Source organism: Rubritalea tangerina, from assembly GCF_042683245.1.
Lineage (GTDB): Bacteria > Verrucomicrobiota > Verrucomicrobiia > Verrucomicrobiales > Akkermansiaceae > Rubritalea > Rubritalea tangerina.
In genome coordinates this window covers 28,664-46,326 of the sequence record NZ_JBHUJB010000040.1, presented here as the reverse complement: position 1 = coordinate 46,326, position 17,663 = coordinate 28,664, and the positions used below count along the sequence as shown (strand labels likewise).

Below are 17,663 nucleotides of genomic sequence, written 5' to 3'. Positions count from 1 at the left end.
TCAGTGAGTGAGCTGCGCTATGTATGTTAGTTGCGCATTCTTCATTCTGTTAGAATGCATTAACTAAACGAAAGATCACAATGAGCGATATCAGTAAATGTCCATTTTTTCAGAATCAAGCAGAGCGTAATGAGGCCCAGGAGAGTGCAGGTGGAGGCACGAGCAATCGGGACTGGTGGCCAAACCAGCTGAGGGTCGACATGCTGAGACAGCACGATAAGAAGTCGGACCCAATGGGAGAAGGGTTTGACTACGCAGAGGCGTTTTCGAAGTTAGATTTGGCGGCGGTGAAGGAGGATTTGACAGCATTAATGACGGATTCTCAGGAATGGTGGCCTGCGGATTTTGGACATTACGGGCCGCTTTTCATTCGGATGGCATGGCATAGTGCTGGGACCTATCGCGTGAGTGATGGTCGTGGTGGTGGTGGGACTGGCAATCAACGTTTTGCTCCATTGAATAGTTGGCCAGACAATGTGAATTTGGACAAGGCGCGGCGTTTGTTGTGGCCGATCAAGCAGAAGTATGGGCGTAGCCTCTCGTGGGCTGACTTGATGATTCTGACTGGAAATGTGGCCTTAGAATCGATGGGCTTTAAGACCTTTGGTTTTGCTGGTGGACGGCCTGACATCTGGGAACCAGAGAAGGACATTTACTGGGGGAATGAAACTGGTTGGTTAGACGACGAACGCTATGTAGGGGATCACGAAGAGTTAGAGAACCCGCTTGCGGCAGTGCAGATGGGGTTAATCTATGTAAATCCAGAGGGCCCCAATGGTAATCCGGATCCAGTGGCGGCGGCGAAGGATATTCGGGAGACATTTGCTCGGATGGCAATGAATGATGAGGAGACGGTGGCATTGATAGCGGGGGGGCACACATTTGGTAAGACCCATGGTGCGGGTGATGCGGGCTTGGTGGGAGCTGAGCCAGAGGCGGCAGGGATTGAAGAGCAAGGGCTGGGTTGGGCTAGCGCCCATGGTAGTGGAAAAGCGGGAGATGCGATCACGAGCGGGCTTGAGGTGACTTGGACGAGCACACCGACCAAGTGGAGCAACAACTTCTTCTGGAATTTGTTTGGTTACGAATGGGAGCTTACGAAGAGCCCAGCAGGAGCTCACCAATGGACACCGAAAGACGGGGCTGGAGCGGACACAATACCTGATGCGCACGATCCCAACAAGCGGCATGCACCTACTATGTTGACGACGGATTTATCGCTGCGCTTTGATCCAGAATATGAAAAAATTTCACGTAGATTCCACCAAGACCCTGACGCTTTTGCTGATGCCTTTGCTCGTGCGTGGTTTAAATTGACTCACCGAGATATGGGGCCAAGGAGTCGCTATTTAGGGCCGGAGGTGCCGGAGGAAGCATTGATTTGGCAGGACCCGGTTCCCGAAGTCGATCACCCATTAGTGGGGGCGGAAGAAGTCGCGCAACTCAAGGAGGAAGTGCTGAGTTCTGGACTATCTGTGGCTCAATTAGTGAGTACGGCATGGGCATCGGCGTCGACTTATCGAGGGTCTGACATGCGTGGCGGGGCGAACGGGGCACGATTACGGTTAGCTCCGCAAAAGGATTGGACGGTGAACCAGCCGGAGCTGTTAGCGGAGGTCATTGGGAAGTTGGAAGCGGTGCGTGAGGCATTCAACGCATCTCAGTCTGGAGGTAAGAAGGTGTCATTGGCGGACTTGATTGTGATAGCCGGAAATGCTGGGGTGGAAAAGGCTGCTGCGGATGGAGGATTTTCGGTTGAACTTCCCTTTTCTCCGGGGCGGACGGATGCGAGTCAGGAGCAAACTGACGTCGACTCGTTTGCAGTGTTAGAGCCGGTTGCTGATGGTTTTAGGAACTACCAACGAGCAAAGTTTGCAGTGTCACCGGAGGAGATGTTGATTGATAGGGCTCAGCTACTCACCCTGACTCCACCTGAACTGACTGTGTTGGTCGGGGGGATGCGTGTGCTGGAAACAAACTACGGTCAGACTCACATGGGAGTGTTCACGGAAAGACCCCAGGTGTTGAGCAATGATTTCTTTGTGAACCTGCTGGATATGGCAACTGAGTGGAAAGCGCTGGATGATGACAAGTTGTTGTTTGAAGGGCTTGATAGGATGAGTGGAGAGGTCAAATGGACGGCATCGCGTGTCGATTTGGTTTTTGGTTCCAATTCTGAATTGCGTGCTGTGGCTGAGGTTTATGCGACTGAGGATTCCAAGCAAAAGTTTGTGGATGACTTTGCGGCGGCATGGACGAAGGTGATGGAGCTGGACCGTTTTGATATGCGATAGTTCGTCATGGGGTATGCCTATTGGAAAAATTTGCCCCATTTTTTGAGAAAGTAAGAATTGGTGTTATTAATATGAGCTGAGTGCCACTTTGGGCTTCAGAGTGGCACAGAAATGAACTCGGCAATCAGACTAGAAGATAATTATGTTAGATTTTAATTTTTGTAACCCGACCCATATCGTCTTTGGGAAGGATCGCGTTGGTGAGCTAGCAAGCTTAGTACCAGAGAATGCGAAGGTGCTCATCACCTATGGTGGTGGGAGCATAAAGAAGTATGGGACTTTAGATAAGGTAAGGGATGCTCTGAGTGGCTATGAGGTCCATGAGTTTGGAGGGATTGAGCCTAACCCCCAATTGGCGACCTGTGTGAAGGCGGTTGAGATGATCAAAGCCAAGGAGATTGACTTTATTTTGGCGGTAGGTGGTGGGTCAGTAATTGATGCAACGAAGTTGATAGCGATTGCGGCCAAGTACGATGGTGATGACTACGCTTCACTGATAAAGAATGGATTTAATCCAGCGCCGGTGTCCGAGGCGCTGCCCTTTGGGACTGTGCTGACCTTGCCAGCTACGGGTTCTGAGATGAACGCGTTTTCGGTCATCAGTGATGATACTGGGAAATATGGGGTGTATTCACCTTTGTTCTATCCGAAGTTTTCTATTCTGGATCCAAGCTTGACCTATACTTTGCCGAAGACTCAGGTTGCCAATGGTATTGTTGACACCTTTATTCATGTGGTGGAGCAATATATGACGTTCCCGGTGGATGCTCGATTCCAGGATCGTGCGGCCGAGGGAATCATGCAGACCTTGGTTGAAATTGGGGAGACCTGTATTGAGAAGCCTGAGGATTATGATTCGCGCGCAAACTTTATGTGGTGTGCCACCATGGCATTGAATGGCCTGATTGGATCAGGAGTGCCTCAAGATTGGAGTACACACATGATTGGGCACGAGCTCACTGACAAGTTTGGCATCGACCATGGTCGGACCTTGGCTGTCGTGCTTCCTTCCTTGTTGAGACAGAGGAAGGATAAGAAAGAGGAGAAGTTGCTCCAATATGCGGAGAGAGTGTGGAAGCTTACTGAGGGCTCTAAAGACGAAAGGATAGAAGCAGCGATAGCAAAAACGGAAGCCTTCTTTCACAGTCTAGGTGTTGCGACGAAGATCAGTGATTACGCGATTCCTAGAGAAGACCTTAGAGATATCATCAAACAGTTAGAGAGCCATGGCATGACGGCGCTATCTGAGAGTGGTGATCTCACCCTTGATATCGTTGAGAAAATTCTCGACGAGGCGTACTAATTTAAGCGACTAAGATCGTTTGTTAGGCTGGGCGACTTCTATGAGAAGTCGCCTTTTCTATGTGAAGCCGGCTTACGATTCTTACGGCATTTGTCTGAGCAATAGATGATGGCGTTCCAGATCCCACGGCTTTGCCACTTTTTGCGGTTGTGGAATGGGCGGTGGCATACTGGGCAGGTTTTGGTTTGATTTTTGAGCTTCGTGGGGGGCATTGCTATTGGTGAGTTTTGTGTTTTTTGAGTCCGACTTCTTGTTGGGCGTGTTTCCAAAAGGAACTGAAGCTGGCGTAGGCACGGGTTGTCTCAGGAAAGAGCCACTCGCGTTCACGTTTTTGGCCTGGCCAATGGAGGCAGGCTGGGTGTTCTTGATGGATCAGGTGGGCGTTGGTGAGGTCTCCGGGGAGTTGGGTGATTTCATCTGAGAGGATCTCGATATTGGGAATTTGTTTAGCCCAATGGAGGATGAAGTTGATGCGTTTTTGTGAGATAGGGAATCTCTCAAAGTGTGAGGGTTCGAGTACGAGGATGTGTCGGTCGGTATGGCACTTGGCAAAATCTTGGGAGAGGTTCCATATAGAATGGAGAGCCACGGTTTCATTGGATTTGATAGGTTGGCGGAGTGTGGTGGTGGGGAGTTGTGTTGTTGGGTGTGCGTTGCGCCAATTGTATCTTTCAGCCCAATGGTTGGGTGTGGTGCGTTCTGAGAGTTGGGAGTAGTCGAGGTCGATGGGTGTGTTTTGTTGGGAGGTGTGGCTGTAACGGTTGATGTTTTCTTGGTTGGCGATGTATTTGCGGTGGCTGAAGGTTCCCGCGATCCATTGCCAGGAGAGGGAGTTGCTGGCGAGGTCGCCATCAAGTAAGTGGTAGTACATCCAGGCGGCTGGCTCTTGCCACTGGGTCTGACAGATGTTGGCGATGAGTGAGGCGAGCCACATGCGAGCGTGGTTGTGGATTGTGCCGGTTTCAAGGAGAGTGGTGATAGATGTATCGACGGCATTGATGCCCGTTTTAGCATTGAGAAAGACAGTGGGGATCTCGGAGCGAATGACATTCTCTTGTGGCCGTTTGATGTCGCTATGGATATTGTTGCCTTGTGCTTGCCAAGTGCGGTGGTAGAACTCGCGCCAGCCGAGTTCGGAAAGAAATTTGTAGGAATGCTGGGCACCGTATTTTGAGATCAGGGCGTGGCCGAGTTGTTTGGTATTGAGGATGCCGTGGGTGATGAAGGGGCTGAGCCAAGTGACATGGCCATCGAGAAAATTGCGTGTTGCAGCGTATTTTTTGGGATCGATGTGATCGATGCGATCAACTAGGTCGGCATAACTGCAGTGTTGGTTGGGCGCCATTTCATAGTATCCGCTATGATAAGATAAACGCAACTGACCTAAGTACTCTATTTAGTTCGGCGGAAAGGGTGGGCGAGTTGGCTCAAATAGTTTTGCTTAATAGGTTCATGAATGCCGAATGAGTCAGGTTCATGAGGTGGGCATGAATAGGTTCCAAAAATAATATCCATTAGGGGTGAGACATTGGCATAGTTACCCGCAAATTTATCTTTGTCGTGATGCCAGTGGTGTAGTTCTGGAGAGCCTATTATCCATTTGATAGGGCCAAGAGGGAGGCGCACGTTAGAGTGAATGTATATTGCCCAGATTCCTCTAAAGCTGATTAGTGCAGCAATAGTCTCAAGGGGAAAACCGAGTAGGAGGGCTGGTAGATTCACAATGCCCATGGTGTAGATTGTATCCAAAGGGTGTTCACGGTGTGCCGCCAACCAGTCCATGTGTTTAGCGCTGTGGTGAATACTGTGAAATTTCCAAAGTAAGGGGATCTTATGCTGCATTCTGTGCCCCCAATATATTAAGAGATCGCTGATGAATAGCACCTCTACCGCTTGAAGCCACCATGGCTGAGAGGCGATCACATTTTGCATAGGTGCAAGCCATTCCATACTCGTTACACTGGTCAACTTGGATAGTAGCCATGTAACGATGCCTGCCCATAGCAAGTACTGGCCGAGAAAAAAGCAGAGGTCGGTATACCAATCTGGACGAAAGAATTTTTGATCTCTCTTTGCTGGAAAAGCCAATTCTAAGGGCCTGAATATGCAGAAGAGTATAAAAAACGAAATGGCTGCTGAGAGTAGTAGGCCCGGAATGCTCATTGCTCTGTTGCGGTTTGATTTTCTTTTCCAGTATCTTTGCTCGTTGCCTCAGATGGAGGAATGATTGTGATCGTTAAGTCAGGAAATTCTTTTTTGTTTGGGATATAGGTGGTGCCTGTTCCAGGTTTAGCGTGTTTATTCATCCCTTCCATATGTGAGAAGTGGAGCTCTTCGAAGGAATGCGGTGCCATGTATTTAGTGCTGCCGATGAAGTATACTTTCTCGCCCGCTGAGGTGGTTGCCTCTGTAGCCATTCCGTTGTCTAGAGCTTCTTGCAGAATTTCAGCTTTGCCGACTTCAGTGGTCCAGCGTGGGGGTGGGGGTAGAGTTTGGATGTATATATAGATACCAGCAATGACTACGGAAGACAGAATTGCCAGAATTTGAAGAGTACGCTTAACGTAATAATTCATGCTCCATCTCATAAATTCTTCTCTTTAGAAGTCAATTGTCTGATTTTAAGAGTGTTAAACGATGGGGTGTTATATAGGTCATGAACTGACGTTGTAGTGGATCAAACTATGGCTTATTGAAAGCCTTCACTTCATGGATAGCTTCCACTGCGGCTGTGAGGAAGAGTTCGTTCAGGGCGGGATGGACGTGGATTATTTCTAACAACTCTAGGACATCATTTTTGAGATGCTTCAACATGAGTACATGATGGAGGAGGGTGGAAGATTCTGGTCCTACTAGCTGGCAGCCAAGGGTAGAATAGTCATAGGGAGAGACGATTAGCTTTGTTCGTGGGTAGCTGAGGCTGGTGGACATTGCGCTGGCTCAGTGAAGCCGATGAGAAGTTTGGATGGTACACATCCTCTATTCGGGCAGGCGCCCCCGATTTATCTTTCTCTATCATGGCCACTTTTGTCCCATTTGACTCACGAATTGGTATTAGACAAAGAAAAAGCGACCAAAGGAAACCTTTGATCGCTCTGTGTTAGGTTGCGTGTTCTAGAGGATTCCTAGAGTTCGCGGATGTAGATATTTTTGAAGTAGACTGGGTCCCCGTGGCACTGGAGTTCAATTTGCTCAGTTTTTGGGAGTGGTTGATTCTTTTGCCAGAGGTTGATGAGTGGTGATTTATCTACGACGAGTTTTCCGTTGAGCCAGACTGAGACGTCGTCGCCGACCATGCGGATGAAGAAGTGGTTCCATTCACCTACTGGGTTATCGGCGTGCACGAGTGGCCATCTGCCGGCGTTGCGGTTGTTCCAGAGGCCACCAGATCCTTTATCGGCGCCGTGTTTGATGCACTTTGGGCTTTTGGTATCCCAGATTTGAACCTGTGGAAGGCCGCGGAGGTAGATGCCGCTGTCGCCGTGTTCGCTTTTGAGCTTCCAGCTAACGTACATTTCGAAGTCGCCGTAGTCTTTGGCGGTCGCGAGGCTCCAACCACCCTTTTCGCCGTCGAAGAAGAGTTCACCATCTTTGGTGATGGTCCAGTGCTTGCGCATGATTTCGTCTGCCTTTTTTTGTTTAGCAGCGTATGCTTCTGGATCCTTTTTGAGTTCTGCACGTTTGTGTGGCTTATCGAATGGTCCTTGGAGGAGGCCTTTCCAGTTGGTGAGGTCTTTGCCATTGAAAAGCAGGGTGAAGCCTTCAGGAGCTGTGTTGTCAGGATTGTCTTTGAGTAGTGGGCCAGCATACGCAGTGGTGACGAGGCTCAGTACGCTAAGGAGTGTGGTAGTGTATTTTTTTATCATATATGCATGAATAGTTTGATGTGGCAGTGTGTCGAGATGTTTTTACTCGAGTGGTGTCAGAGAAGTTCAGATTATACCAACTACCAGAAACTTTTGCTCATTCGTATTAAAATTGATTTAACAACGCTGATTAGGAATTGGCCCGCATTGTTGAGGAAGGAAAGAAGCCTGGGGGGAGCATGATTTCTCTAACGAAATATCAAACCCAGTGAGTAAATTTCTGCACCCACTGGGTTTTGTTAGTTTTAGTTAGGCTTCTTGGCCGGTAAGTTCGGCAGTGGCTTTTTCGAGACCTTTTTCTTCGATAGCTTCTTCGGTGAAGCCGTTATCTTCTGCGTATTTACGGACGTCTGCTGTGATTTTCATGGAGCAGAATGTTGGGCCGCACATGGAGCAGAAGTGGGCCGTTTTTGCACCTTCGGCTGGGAGTGTTTCATCGTGGAAGTCGATGGCGCGTGCTGGGTCGAGGCCGAGGGCGAATTGGTCACGCCAGCGGAATTCGAAGCGAGCTTTAGAGATTGCGTTGTCGCGTTCTTGGGCTGCGGGATGACCTTTTGCGAGGTCGCCGGCGTGAGCTGCGAGTTTGTAGGTGATGACCCCTTCGCGCACGTCGTCACGGTTTGGCAGACCGAGGTGTTCCTTTGGAGTCACGTAGCAGAGCATTGCGCAGCCGTACCAACCGATGTTGGCGGCACCGATGCCGGAAGTGATGTGGTCGTAACCTGGAGCGATGTCTGTGGTGAGTGGTCCGAGGGTGTAGAAGGGGGCTTCGTGGCACCAGTCGATTTGCTTCTCCATGTTTTCTTTAATGAGGTGGAGAGGCACGTGGCCTGGGCCTTCGTTCATGACCTGGCATCCTTTTGCCCATGCGCGCTTGGTGAGTTCGCCTTGGATCTCGAGTTCTGCGAGTTGGGCGTAGTCGTTGGCATCTGCGATGGAACCTGGGCGGAGGCCGTCACCGATGGAGAAGGAGACGTCATAAGCCGCACAGATGTCACAGATGTCATCCCAGTGGGTGTAGAGGAAGTTCTCTTTCTGGTGGGCGAGCGTCCACTTCGCCATGATGGAGCCACCACGGGAAACGATGCCGGTCATGCGGCGTGCAGTGTGTGGGACGAAGCGCAATAGCACTGCGGCGTGGATGGTGAAGTAATCGACGCCTTGTTCAGCTTGTTCGATGAGGGTGTCGCGGAAGAGTTCCCAGGTGAGGTCTTCGATCTTGCCGTTTACTTTTTCGAGTGCCTGATAGATTGGCACAGTGCCGATGGGCACTGGTGAGTTGCGGAGGATCCACTCGCGGGTGGCATGGATATTTTTACCGGTGGAGAGGTCCATGACGGTGTCGGCGCCCCACTTGGTCGCCCAGCGCATTTTTTCTACTTCTTCATCGATGGTGGATGCGACAGCGGAGTTACCGATGTTTGCGTTGATTTTGATGAGGAAGTTGCGGCCAATGATCATTGGCTCGATTTCTGGGTGGTTGATATTGGCGGGGATGATGGCGCGGCCACGAGCGACTTCGGAGCGGACGAACTCAGGAGTGATGAGTTCAGGGATTTCAGCGCCGAAGGATTGTCCTGGGTGCTGGTGGTCCATGCGATTGCGGGAGACCTGCTTGAAGGGGTCGATCTCAGATGGACGCGGCATTTCATAGCCATCTGGCGTGTGTGACTTACTTTTGATGAGTTCTTTGATGGCGTCGGAGGCATCTTCTGGAAGCTCGTCGAGTGTTGGGTAGCGGTCGTTGACAGTCTTGAATGCTTCGATGCGGCCCATGTTCTCGCGGATGGCGATGAACTCCATTTCTGGTGTAATGATGCCTTGGTCGGCGTACCATTTTTGGGTGACTGGGTGGTCGGCGGATGCGCGGAGTGGCTTACGTTTGAGGCCGGGGTATTCCTTGAGCTTATTTTTAGCGGCTTTGCCTTCGTTGTATTTTTCTGCGTGTTTATCGGAGAGGTAGCCATTGTCGGATGGCTTCACTTCTCGGCCTTCGTATTCTTCGACATCATTGCGGCCGAGGATCCAGTCACGGCGGAGTGCGGGGAGGCCTTCGCGTGGGTCACCATTGAAATTGGGGTCGCCCCACGGGCCGGAACAGTCGTAGACACGGATGGGAGCGTTTTTTTCGACACGACCATTGGGGTGTTCGGTATCGGAGAGGCGGATCTCACGCATGGGGACCTTCACGCTGGGGTGGATTTTGCCCTCTACATAGACGCGGGTGGAGTTCGGGAAGATGGTTGGATCTTTCTCGATTGCCGCGAGTTCTTCTGAGTTATCGATGTTTTCGATGAAGTTACCGGTGTAGTCGGAGCGAGCGGTGGAGTTCTCAGGTGTTGGTGTGGATTCGTCTGGTGAGATCATGGTTAGAAGTATTCAGTTGATGGTTGAAAGTGGAGTAGTGAGAGGGAAATGTGAAGGTGTTAGTTATTAGATAAGAATAGTTAATAAAAAAAAGAGCCTGTCGGCACGGTGGTGGACAGGCGTATTTCACTTCTTACGAGCTTGGTAAGTTGGTTTGGAAATGCGACTCCCTTCGCCGGTATTAGCCGTAGCAGGTTCTAAGGGTCAGGTGCGGTGGTGCACATTCTCAGCCTCGTCGGCTCCCCTGTCTGAGGATGAGAGTACCGATCTGTGGGGAGGATGCAAGAGGAAGATTTTTAGTGTGGGTGGCGAGAGTGGAGGTGCGGGCTATGAGGGAGAGGTTGGTGGGCAATCGTGGTTTCTAGAGGAGTATCAATTCCTTATGTTAGGAGGATTAGCGACGGTCCTGCACCAAAAGTTGTCTATTTTGTAGACTAGTGTGGAGTGGTGGGATTAGTGTATGATTTGAAAATCTCATTTCGTAGACCCTAACACAGAACTGACCATTATGAGTAAGCGCATACCCACGACACTACTGACTATGTTACTGAGCCTTCACGTACCTTTGGGTGCGGAGGATGCGGCAGAAGTGAAGGGGGAGAGTGGTTTGGTGTTGGAGGTGGCGACAGCTGGTGGGAAGGATTTGAGGTTAAGCAAGCGTGCGGCATTAGCAGTGGGTAAGGGCGAGAGTCCTTCGGCGCTGCTGGCGGCGGGGAAGTACTCGGCGACTTGGCATGGAATGTTAAATTTGGAGAAGCGTTCGCGGGTGTATTTTTCGTTCGAGGGTACTGGGGCAGCGGAGTTATTTATTGATGGTGAGTCGGTGCTCAAGGAGGCAGGTGAGATGGGAGAGGGGGAGACTGAGAGGTTAAGGCTTAACTCTGGGCAGGTTCCGATCAAGGTGGTGTATACGAGTCCAGAGGATGGTGCTGGTGGATTTCGTTTGATGTGGCGCGGTAGAGAATTTTCGAAGGAGCCGGTGCCGGCGTCTGTGTTAGTGCATGAGAAGTCTGAGCCTCTAGAGAAGGCGATGTTGGTGCGACGTGGGCGGGCTTTATTTGCTGAGCTCAAGTGTTCGCAGTGTCACGAGGGTGGCAAGGGGATGCCTGAGGCGGGTGAGATGGCGCCATCGTTGGCGGGTGTGGGAAGTCGCTTGGATGCAGGCTGGATGGAAGCATGGTTGAAGGATCCCAAGTCGATGCGTGCGCATGCACGCATGCCACAGGTGCTCAAGAACGAGGAAGATGCCCAGCACGTTGCTGCGTATCTGGAAGGTTTGAAAGAGGCTGAACCCGCGAAGTTGGCAGGTAACAAAGCTGCAGGTGGGAAGCTCTTCCACGATTTAGGCTGTATTGCGTGTCACCGCAGTGAAAGTGGTCAGGATATGGCGAGCTGGGCGACGGCTCCGATTGATTTATTTAATGCTGGGCACAAGTATGAGGAGGGGGCCTTAGTAGCATTTTTAAAGAACCCAGGGAAGCATCATGCTGCGACACGGATGCCAGATTTCGCCTTGGAGGATAAGGAGGCTGCGGATCTCGCTGCGTTTGTTCGCAGTTTATCAAGCAAGGAGAAGCCGAGCTTCAGCAATGGGGATGCGGCGAAGGGCAAGCAGATCGTCGTTGAGAGCCATTGTTCTCAGTGTCACGAGGGCGTGGAGGCATCGAGTGCGAGCTACCAACCGCTGGCAGCGATCGCGAAGAAAGGGTCGTCTGATAAGAGTTGTTTGAAGAAGGGGAGTGCTGTGGATTACGGTTTGAATGCTGCTGACAGTGAAGCTCTGAATGCTTTCTTAGAGGATGCACAAGGGGTGAAGTCGTTGGCTTATTTCAACAAGGCTGAGTATGCGCACCGCCAGTTTGAGAATCTAAATTGTGCTTCATGCCACCAGATGGACACGCAGGCTGCCGAACTGGGGGCGGTGCACCAGTTTTCAGCGAAGTACGCTGGTCATTCCGAAGAAGAGAATACAGAAGAGGCGGCACATGGTGCGATAGCACCTCCGGCGCTAACCTACATCGGTGAGAAGCTTACGATTGATTATATGGAGCGTCTATTTGGCGGCAAGTTAGAGTACCGCACGCGACCATGGGTGACGCAGCGGATGCCGGCTTTCCCATCGAGAGATGCTTTGTTAGCTGAGGGATTTGCTGCGGCATATGGATTGGGTAAAGAAGAGGACCGTGGAAATGCGGAGGTCGAGCAAGGTAAGACATTGTTTGGCATGGTGGGAGGGTTTGGCTGTGCGGCGTGTCATGGAGCAGGCGAGGCCAAGCCGATTGCTGTTTTTGAAGCGCCTGGAGTGAACTTGCAATTTGCGGGCGATCGATTGCGCATGGATTTTTACCACCGCTGGATGCGTGACCCGCAGCGCATCGATCCACAGACGATTATGCCGAAATATTTTGTAGACGAGAATGCCACGACATTGACTGAGCCACTCGAGGGAGATGGTCAGAAGCAAATGGAGGCAATCTGGAACTGGATGCAGTCGCTCAACGAGAAGTAAGTCACTGTTAGGACGAAAAATTGATCAAAGCTACCAAGGTAAGACACTAATCATTATTATGAAATCATCATCACCACTATTATCTGCGGCGCTATTGGGCTCAGCCATTATCACGGCTCCCATAGTGATGGCTGCACAGCCAGTACTCATCACTGAGGAAGAACAAGTGATCGGCTGGAAAGCGTTATTTGACGGCAAAAGTTTTAAAGGCATCAGCAGCTGGAAGTCACGGAAACCGCTAGAAGCAGGTGGCTGGAGTATCGAGGATGGAGTTCTTAGTTTGGCTGCGAAAAGTGGTGGTGGGGACATTTACTTCCCGGCTTCGTTGGCAGAAAACTTCGAGCTTGAGTTAGAGTGGAAGTCTGAGGGCAATAGCGGTATTTTTCTGCGTGTGGATCCTGAGGCTAAAGGGGCGATTTGGGCCAATGCTTTGGAGATGCAGATCATGAATGACAGCGATCAAGATCTGACGAAGCATTCTGCTGGAGCGTTATTTGATCTGATTGGTCTGCGTAAGGGGCGCAAGGCATTGTCCAAGGATGGTTGGAACAAGGTGAAGATTGTGTGTCGCAATGGCGAGTTTACTCACTACCTTAATGGTAAAGAGCTCTACCGTTATACTGTGGGCAATGAGACCTGGTTCGACAGAATTTTGCCTAACAGCAAATTTAAAGATAACGAGAACTTTGGGATGTTTAAGAAGGGGGTGATTGGGCTTCAGGACCATGGTGACAAGGTGTCGTTTCGCAACATTAAGTTTCGTGAATTGACGGGGGCTGACGCACAGAACCGCGCGGAGAAGCTGCGCAGGGAAGTATTTGCGAAGCGTGGTCCTGTAATCTCAAATGTGTTGGCCGGTAATGACGATGCCTATGACGTGAACCGTGCGTATTTTGTGAATCTTTTAGACGACTCGACTCAGGTGGGGGCAGTCTTTAATGCTGACACATTCCAGCTTGCTGGGGCGTGGACGAATGGTGGTGGGTCAGGTTTCTTTGGCTTACCGTATGAGAATGGCCACGGATCGACCCCATCCTGGAATGAGAAGCAGGCACTTTTTGCCGCTAAGAACTTACCCGGTTGGGCGAATGCGGATGGGAAGTTTGATGACCCGCGGGCATCGGATGGAAAATTGCCAAACTTAGGTGGATTACCAAGCGATTGGGCTGAGTTCCACGGTTATTATATTCACGGCAAGCAGGTAGTCTTTTCCTACAAGGTCGGAGAGGCTGAAGTGTTAGATAGTCCATCTGGACTTCAGGTGGGTGATGACAAGGTGGTGGTACGCCAGCTTGAGCTGAAGGGGCTAAAGCAAGCGAAGTCTCTGTATTTGGCAGAAGGGACAGCTGAGGTGTCTGGTAACACAGCGACATTGGGAGCGACAAAGCTTTCGGTAAGTGGTGGTGCGAGTTTTGAGACAAAAGAAGGGGCGCTCTATTTAAACATTCCTGCGGATGCGGGAGAGAAATCATTGCTGATTGCAGCGTGGCAGGGGAAGGCTGGTGCTGATGCGGTGGCCAAAGCTGCCGGCGCTCTAAAGCCGTTAGACAGTTATACTCAAGGTGGTCCTGCTCGCTTCAAGACCGAGAAGCCTATTGTCACGAAAGGTGTGATGGGCAAAGGGAAAGGGTCGTACCTGACAGACAAGTTGACCTTACCACATGAGAATCCATTTGGCTTAACGATGCGTGTGGGCGCTTTTGATTTTTATCCTGACGGGAATAGCTTAGCGTTCACGACTTGGGATGGGGAGCTTTGGAAGGTGACTGGCACGAGTGGCACGCTTGATAAATTGGAATACCAATTGTTAGCGACTGGTTTACACGAGTCACTTGGTATCGCAGTGGTGGGTGATGATATTTACACGCTGGGTGCGGACCAGGTGACACTCCACAAGGATCTCAATGGTGACGGTGAGACTGACTTTTATCAGACCTTCAACAATTCATGGCCATTGAACAAAGGTTTCCACGCATTCACATTTGATCTTACCGTCGATAAGAATGGAGATTTTTGGTTTGCTCAGGGAGCGCCTGTGAATGCGGGTGGTCGTGGGTTTGAGCGGATTTCGCCGGCCAACGGATCGATCTTCAAGTTGAGCAAGGATGGAAAAGAGCTAGAGCAATTTGCATCAGGTTTCCGAGCTCCTAATGGGATTGGGATTGGGCCGAATGGCGAGGTGACAGCTGGGGACAATGAGGGCTCGTTTATGCCTCGTTGTCCGATCCACTGGGTTACGAAAGATTACTTTGGTGGTGTGGTTGATACCTACGCGCAGAAGGACAAGTTAAACACGGCCACTTGGGGGGCTGAAGAGCAAAAGCATGATCCCAATGATATGCCTAAGCCACTGGCGTGGTTGCCGCGTGATGTGGACAATTCAGGCGGCAATCAGGTTTGGGTGCCAAACGACAAGTGGGGGTTCCCTAAGGGGACGATGCTGCATAATTCATACGGCACAAGTTCACTTTACTCGGTTTTCCATGAGGAAGTGGACGGGCAAATTCAAGGTGGTGTGGCGAAGATTCCGACACGCCTGACCTCCTCAGCAATGCGTTCACGATTCAACCCGGCAGACGGCCAGCTCTTTATCGGTGGCCTACGCGGTTGGCAGACGAATGCTGCTGAGCTTGGTGGCATTGACCGGATTCGCTATACTGGCACGCCATTGTTGACGGTGAATAAGGTTGAAGCCAAGGAAGGTGGATTGTTAGTGCATTTTAACTTCGAACTCGATGATGAGCTAGCGGAGGACCCTGAGTCATATGCGATTCAGGCTGCGAATATCAAGTGGAGTCGCGATTACGGCACTAAGGAATACCTCATTGATAATCCTGAGAAGGAAGGCTGGAGCAAGATGGAGGTGGATGAGGCCAAGCTACAAAGTGATGGTAAGTCTGTTTTCCTCAGCATTGAAGACATTCAGCCAGTGCACGAGCTGAAGTTAGAGATTGATGTTGAGACGAAGGATCTAGATGAAGCAATCTTCCCAGTCTGGATGACGATCCACAAGTTGGGTAAATAGTTTCGGACACTCCACTAGAGTGATTTGATTAAGCGCGGGGCAGCAATGCTCCGCGCTTTTTTTATGGGGAGCATGGTCTGCTTCGTTTTTAGGAATCGGATGGGCACAAAAAAACTCCACAGGACGGGTGTCTCGTGGAGTGATAGTTTTGGGGATAGAGGCTTATACCATCTCTCGACCCGGAATAGAAGAATGGTGTGTGGTTGAGTCTTGTGAAGTTTGCGCTTCGCGATTTTAGAGTAAATCGGATTATCTTGCCGAATGTCACCGTTGTCATTCAGTTGTCCCGCGCGTGCGGGAGGCCTTCACTCCGCCTTGATATTCTGCAAGCCCATTCCGGCCATTCGTCCCTTTCGTATCGCTCAATGGTATTAGAGGTCGTCGAGGTCGAGATCGAAGTCTTCGTCTTCCACTTCGACGGGCTCACCTTCTTCGACACTGACGACGAGGTTGTGGTCTTCGGCTTCTGCGGTGAAGTAGAGTGGTAGTTGGACCGCGTTCCCTTCGTTCATGAAGATAGAGGATTCCTCTACTTTGATATCCTTGAGGAAGTCCTCTTTATGATCTGGGTTTGCGAATGTGACGATGATCGTTCCTTGCTTCATTAGTGCTAGGGTATAGCGGTGCTCGGCTGGCTGTAAACTGTAATTCTATCGCGCTGTGCTAACAGTTGGGTTGGAGATTGGAGCTTGTGATAGAGGGTGGGTTTTGCTTAGTGGGTGGCGGAGTTATGGAAGGGTTTAAGGTAGATGGTTTTGCAGTTTTTACGAAGGTGCTAGAAGCGCATGAAATCGAGAGATTACGCAGGGAGTGCGATGGGCTTGCTGAGCGTGAGGGAAAGGTGTGTGTGCGTCGAGTGGCCGAAAAATCGGAGTTAGTGATGGGGCTGGCGCACGCGGAGAAGATGAGGCAATTTTTGCCAGCTGATTATTTATTAGTACGAAGCATTTTGTTTGATAAGACCGCAGATTCTAACTGGCCGGTATTATGGCATCAAGATTTGACCATCATGGTGCGCGAGCGAGTTGCGCTCGCCGGGTACGGGCCGTGGTCGCAGAAGGCTGGGGCTGAGCATGTGCAACCGCCAGTGGAAGTATTACAGCAGATGCTGACGCTGAGGGTTCACTTGGACCCGACGCCTGCTGAGAATGGGGCTTTGCGCGTGATCCAGGGGTCGCACCGGCTCGGTAAGCTTGATCCGGGTGAGGTGGCTGGGCATGTGGGACGGGGGGATGAAGTTGTCTGTGCCTGTGATGCTGGTGATGTTTTGATGATGTCGCCCTTATTGTTACATGCGTCGGCGAGGTCGTCTGAGGTAGGGCGCAGGAGGGTATTGCATTTTGAGTACGCCCATCGCGACGCATTAGATGAGGCGTTGGAGTGGGCTTAGCTGACAGCACACTGGTTAGGCTAGTGCGTAGCTGAGGTGTCTTCCAGTGGGGGTGTGTTCGATATGGATACAATGGCTAGCTGGTGGGATCATTTCGGGGAAGCGGTCTGGCCATTCGATAACGAGGATGGCATCGCGATCGAGGTAATCTTCCCAGCCTATTGCGAGGAGTTCTTCTGGAGAGTCCATGCGGTACCAATCGAAGTGGATGAGCTCAGGCGAGCAATCGGTGTATTCATTGACGAGGGAGAATGTGGGGCTGGTGACGGCGTCGGTACGGCCGAGTGCCTCAGCAATTCCTTGGGTGAGGTGTGTTTTACCGGCTCCGAGGTCGCCGATGAGGGCGAGGATGTCACCGCTGGAGAGTTGATTGGAAAGCTTGGCTCCGAAGGCTTTCATGGCCTCAGCTGAGTCGATTTCTATAGGGAAAAGCGATTGCATGGAGAAGTTTTTGAATTTTATTGAGATAAGTTCAAAAAAAATCTTGCGGATATGGTCGAATTGTGGTCAATTCCGCGCCCAGTCCAGCACGCCCTTGTGTTGGAGCATCTATTTTAACCATTAACGATTGTCAGACCATGGCATACGCAGTTTTCAAAACAGGCGGTAAGCAGTACCGCGTACAAGCAGGTGATCAAATCGACGTTGAGAAGCTCGACGCAGCAGTTGATTCCGAAATCTCATTTGACGAAGTTCTCCTCGTCAACGACGGTAGCAACACAACAGTTGGCGCGCCTGTAGTTGAAGGTGCAACAGTTAAAGCTAAGGTTGTTGACCAGTTCCGCGGTAAGAAGGGTATTGCTTTCAAGTTTAAGCGTCGCCAAGGTTACCACAAGACAAAGGGTTACCGCCGTCACCTCACTAAGCTCGAGATCGTAAGCGTTGCTTAATCTCATAACCATTAACACA

General features: G+C 50.8%; 15 protein-coding genes and 1 riboswitch. Of the genes, 6 read left to right on the top strand and 9 right to left on the bottom strand.

The features are described from left to right. Positions 1-80 precede the first annotated feature (80 nt). Both katG and ACFSW8_RS10025 read left to right on the top strand, forming a co-directional pair. Positions 81-2,294, top strand: a complete 2,214-nt coding sequence (gene katG / locus ACFSW8_RS10030; protein WP_377088527.1) for a catalase/peroxidase HPI — start codon at positions 81-83, stop codon at positions 2,292-2,294. A gap of 142 nt (positions 2,295-2,436) precedes the next feature. Then, positions 2,437-3,597 (top strand): iron-containing alcohol dehydrogenase, encoded by a 1,161-nt coding sequence (locus tag ACFSW8_RS10025; RefSeq protein ID WP_377088528.1) that lies wholly within the window; start codon positions 2,437-2,439, stop codon positions 3,595-3,597. Between the two features lie 38 nt (positions 3,598-3,635). Here ACFSW8_RS10025 and ACFSW8_RS10020 read toward each other — a convergent pair whose 3' ends face one another. From ACFSW8_RS10020 to thiC, 7 genes are all read right to left on the bottom strand, one after another. After that, positions 3,636-3,809 (bottom strand): DUF2256 domain-containing protein, encoded by a 174-nt coding sequence (locus ACFSW8_RS10020; protein WP_377088530.1) that lies wholly within the window; start codon positions 3,807-3,809, stop codon positions 3,636-3,638. A 2-nt stretch (positions 3,810-3,811) separates the two neighbouring features. Next, positions 3,812-4,942 carry an FAD-binding domain-containing protein gene (locus tag ACFSW8_RS10015; protein WP_377178139.1) on the bottom strand — a complete coding sequence of 377 codons (1,131 nt, stop codon included), beginning with the start codon at positions 4,940-4,942 and terminating at the stop codon, positions 3,812-3,814. Between the two features lie 47 nt (positions 4,943-4,989). Next, the gene (locus ACFSW8_RS10010) at positions 4,990-5,547 is read right to left on the bottom strand and encodes a sterol desaturase family protein (protein WP_377178137.1); all 558 of its coding nucleotides are present in this window, start codon (positions 5,545-5,547) and stop codon (positions 4,990-4,992) included. Between the two features lie 209 nt (positions 5,548-5,756). After that, positions 5,757-6,173 (bottom strand): hypothetical protein, encoded by a 417-nt coding sequence (locus tag ACFSW8_RS10005; protein ID WP_377088536.1) that lies wholly within the window; start codon positions 6,171-6,173, stop codon positions 5,757-5,759. Positions 6,174-6,279: 106 nt separating this feature from the next. Next, the gene (locus tag ACFSW8_RS10000; RefSeq protein ID WP_377088538.1) at positions 6,280-6,528 is read right to left on the bottom strand and encodes a hypothetical protein; all 249 of its coding nucleotides are present in this window, start codon (positions 6,526-6,528) and stop codon (positions 6,280-6,282) included. Positions 6,529-6,722: 194 nt separating this feature from the next. Next, entirely contained in the window at positions 6,723-7,463 is a 741-nt protein-coding gene (locus tag ACFSW8_RS09995) for a 3-keto-disaccharide hydrolase (protein WP_377088542.1), read from the bottom strand. Between the two features lie 249 nt (positions 7,464-7,712). Further along, complete coding sequence (gene thiC / locus ACFSW8_RS09990) at positions 7,713-9,830, bottom strand: phosphomethylpyrimidine synthase ThiC (RefSeq protein ID WP_377088547.1); 2,118 nt, start codon at positions 9,828-9,830, stop codon at positions 7,713-7,715. A 150-nt stretch (positions 9,831-9,980) separates the two neighbouring features. Next, a riboswitch (TPP riboswitch) is annotated at positions 9,981-10,086 on the bottom strand. Positions 10,087-10,338: 252 nt separating this feature from the next. Between thiC and ACFSW8_RS09985 the strand changes: the two genes are divergently transcribed. Beyond that, on the top strand, positions 10,339-12,339 hold the full coding sequence (locus tag ACFSW8_RS09985; RefSeq protein WP_377178135.1) for a c-type cytochrome: 2,001 nt from the start codon (positions 10,339-10,341) through the stop codon (positions 12,337-12,339). 58 nt (positions 12,340-12,397) lie between these two features. Then, complete coding sequence (locus ACFSW8_RS09980; protein WP_377178133.1) at positions 12,398-15,364, top strand: 3-keto-alpha-glucoside-1,2-lyase-like domain-containing protein; 2,967 nt, start codon at positions 12,398-12,400, stop codon at positions 15,362-15,364. 371 nt (positions 15,365-15,735) lie between these two features. On the opposite strand, the gene ACFSW8_RS09975 is transcribed toward ACFSW8_RS09980, so the two are convergent. Further along, on the bottom strand, positions 15,736-15,969 hold the full coding sequence (locus ACFSW8_RS09975; protein ID WP_377088560.1) for a hypothetical protein: 234 nt from the start codon (positions 15,967-15,969) through the stop codon (positions 15,736-15,738). Positions 15,970-16,094: 125 nt separating this feature from the next. Between ACFSW8_RS09975 and ACFSW8_RS09970 the strand changes: the two genes are divergently transcribed. Further along, positions 16,095-16,754 (top strand): phytanoyl-CoA dioxygenase family protein, encoded by a 660-nt coding sequence (locus ACFSW8_RS09970; RefSeq protein ID WP_377178131.1) that lies wholly within the window; start codon positions 16,095-16,097, stop codon positions 16,752-16,754. 15 nt (positions 16,755-16,769) lie between these two features. Here the strand turns inward: ACFSW8_RS09970 and tsaE are convergent, their stop codons facing one another. Beyond that, positions 16,770-17,195 carry a tRNA (adenosine(37)-N6)-threonylcarbamoyltransferase complex ATPase subunit type 1 TsaE gene (gene tsaE / locus ACFSW8_RS09965; protein WP_377178129.1) on the bottom strand — a complete coding sequence of 142 codons (426 nt, stop codon included), beginning with the start codon at positions 17,193-17,195 and terminating at the stop codon, positions 16,770-16,772. Between the two features lie 137 nt (positions 17,196-17,332). Here tsaE and rplU point away from each other — a divergent pair, with 137 nt between their 5' ends. Continuing rightward, on the top strand, positions 17,333-17,644 hold the full coding sequence (rplU, locus tag ACFSW8_RS09960; RefSeq protein WP_377088568.1) for a 50S ribosomal protein L21: 312 nt from the start codon (positions 17,333-17,335) through the stop codon (positions 17,642-17,644). Positions 17,645-17,663 lie beyond the last annotated feature (19 nt).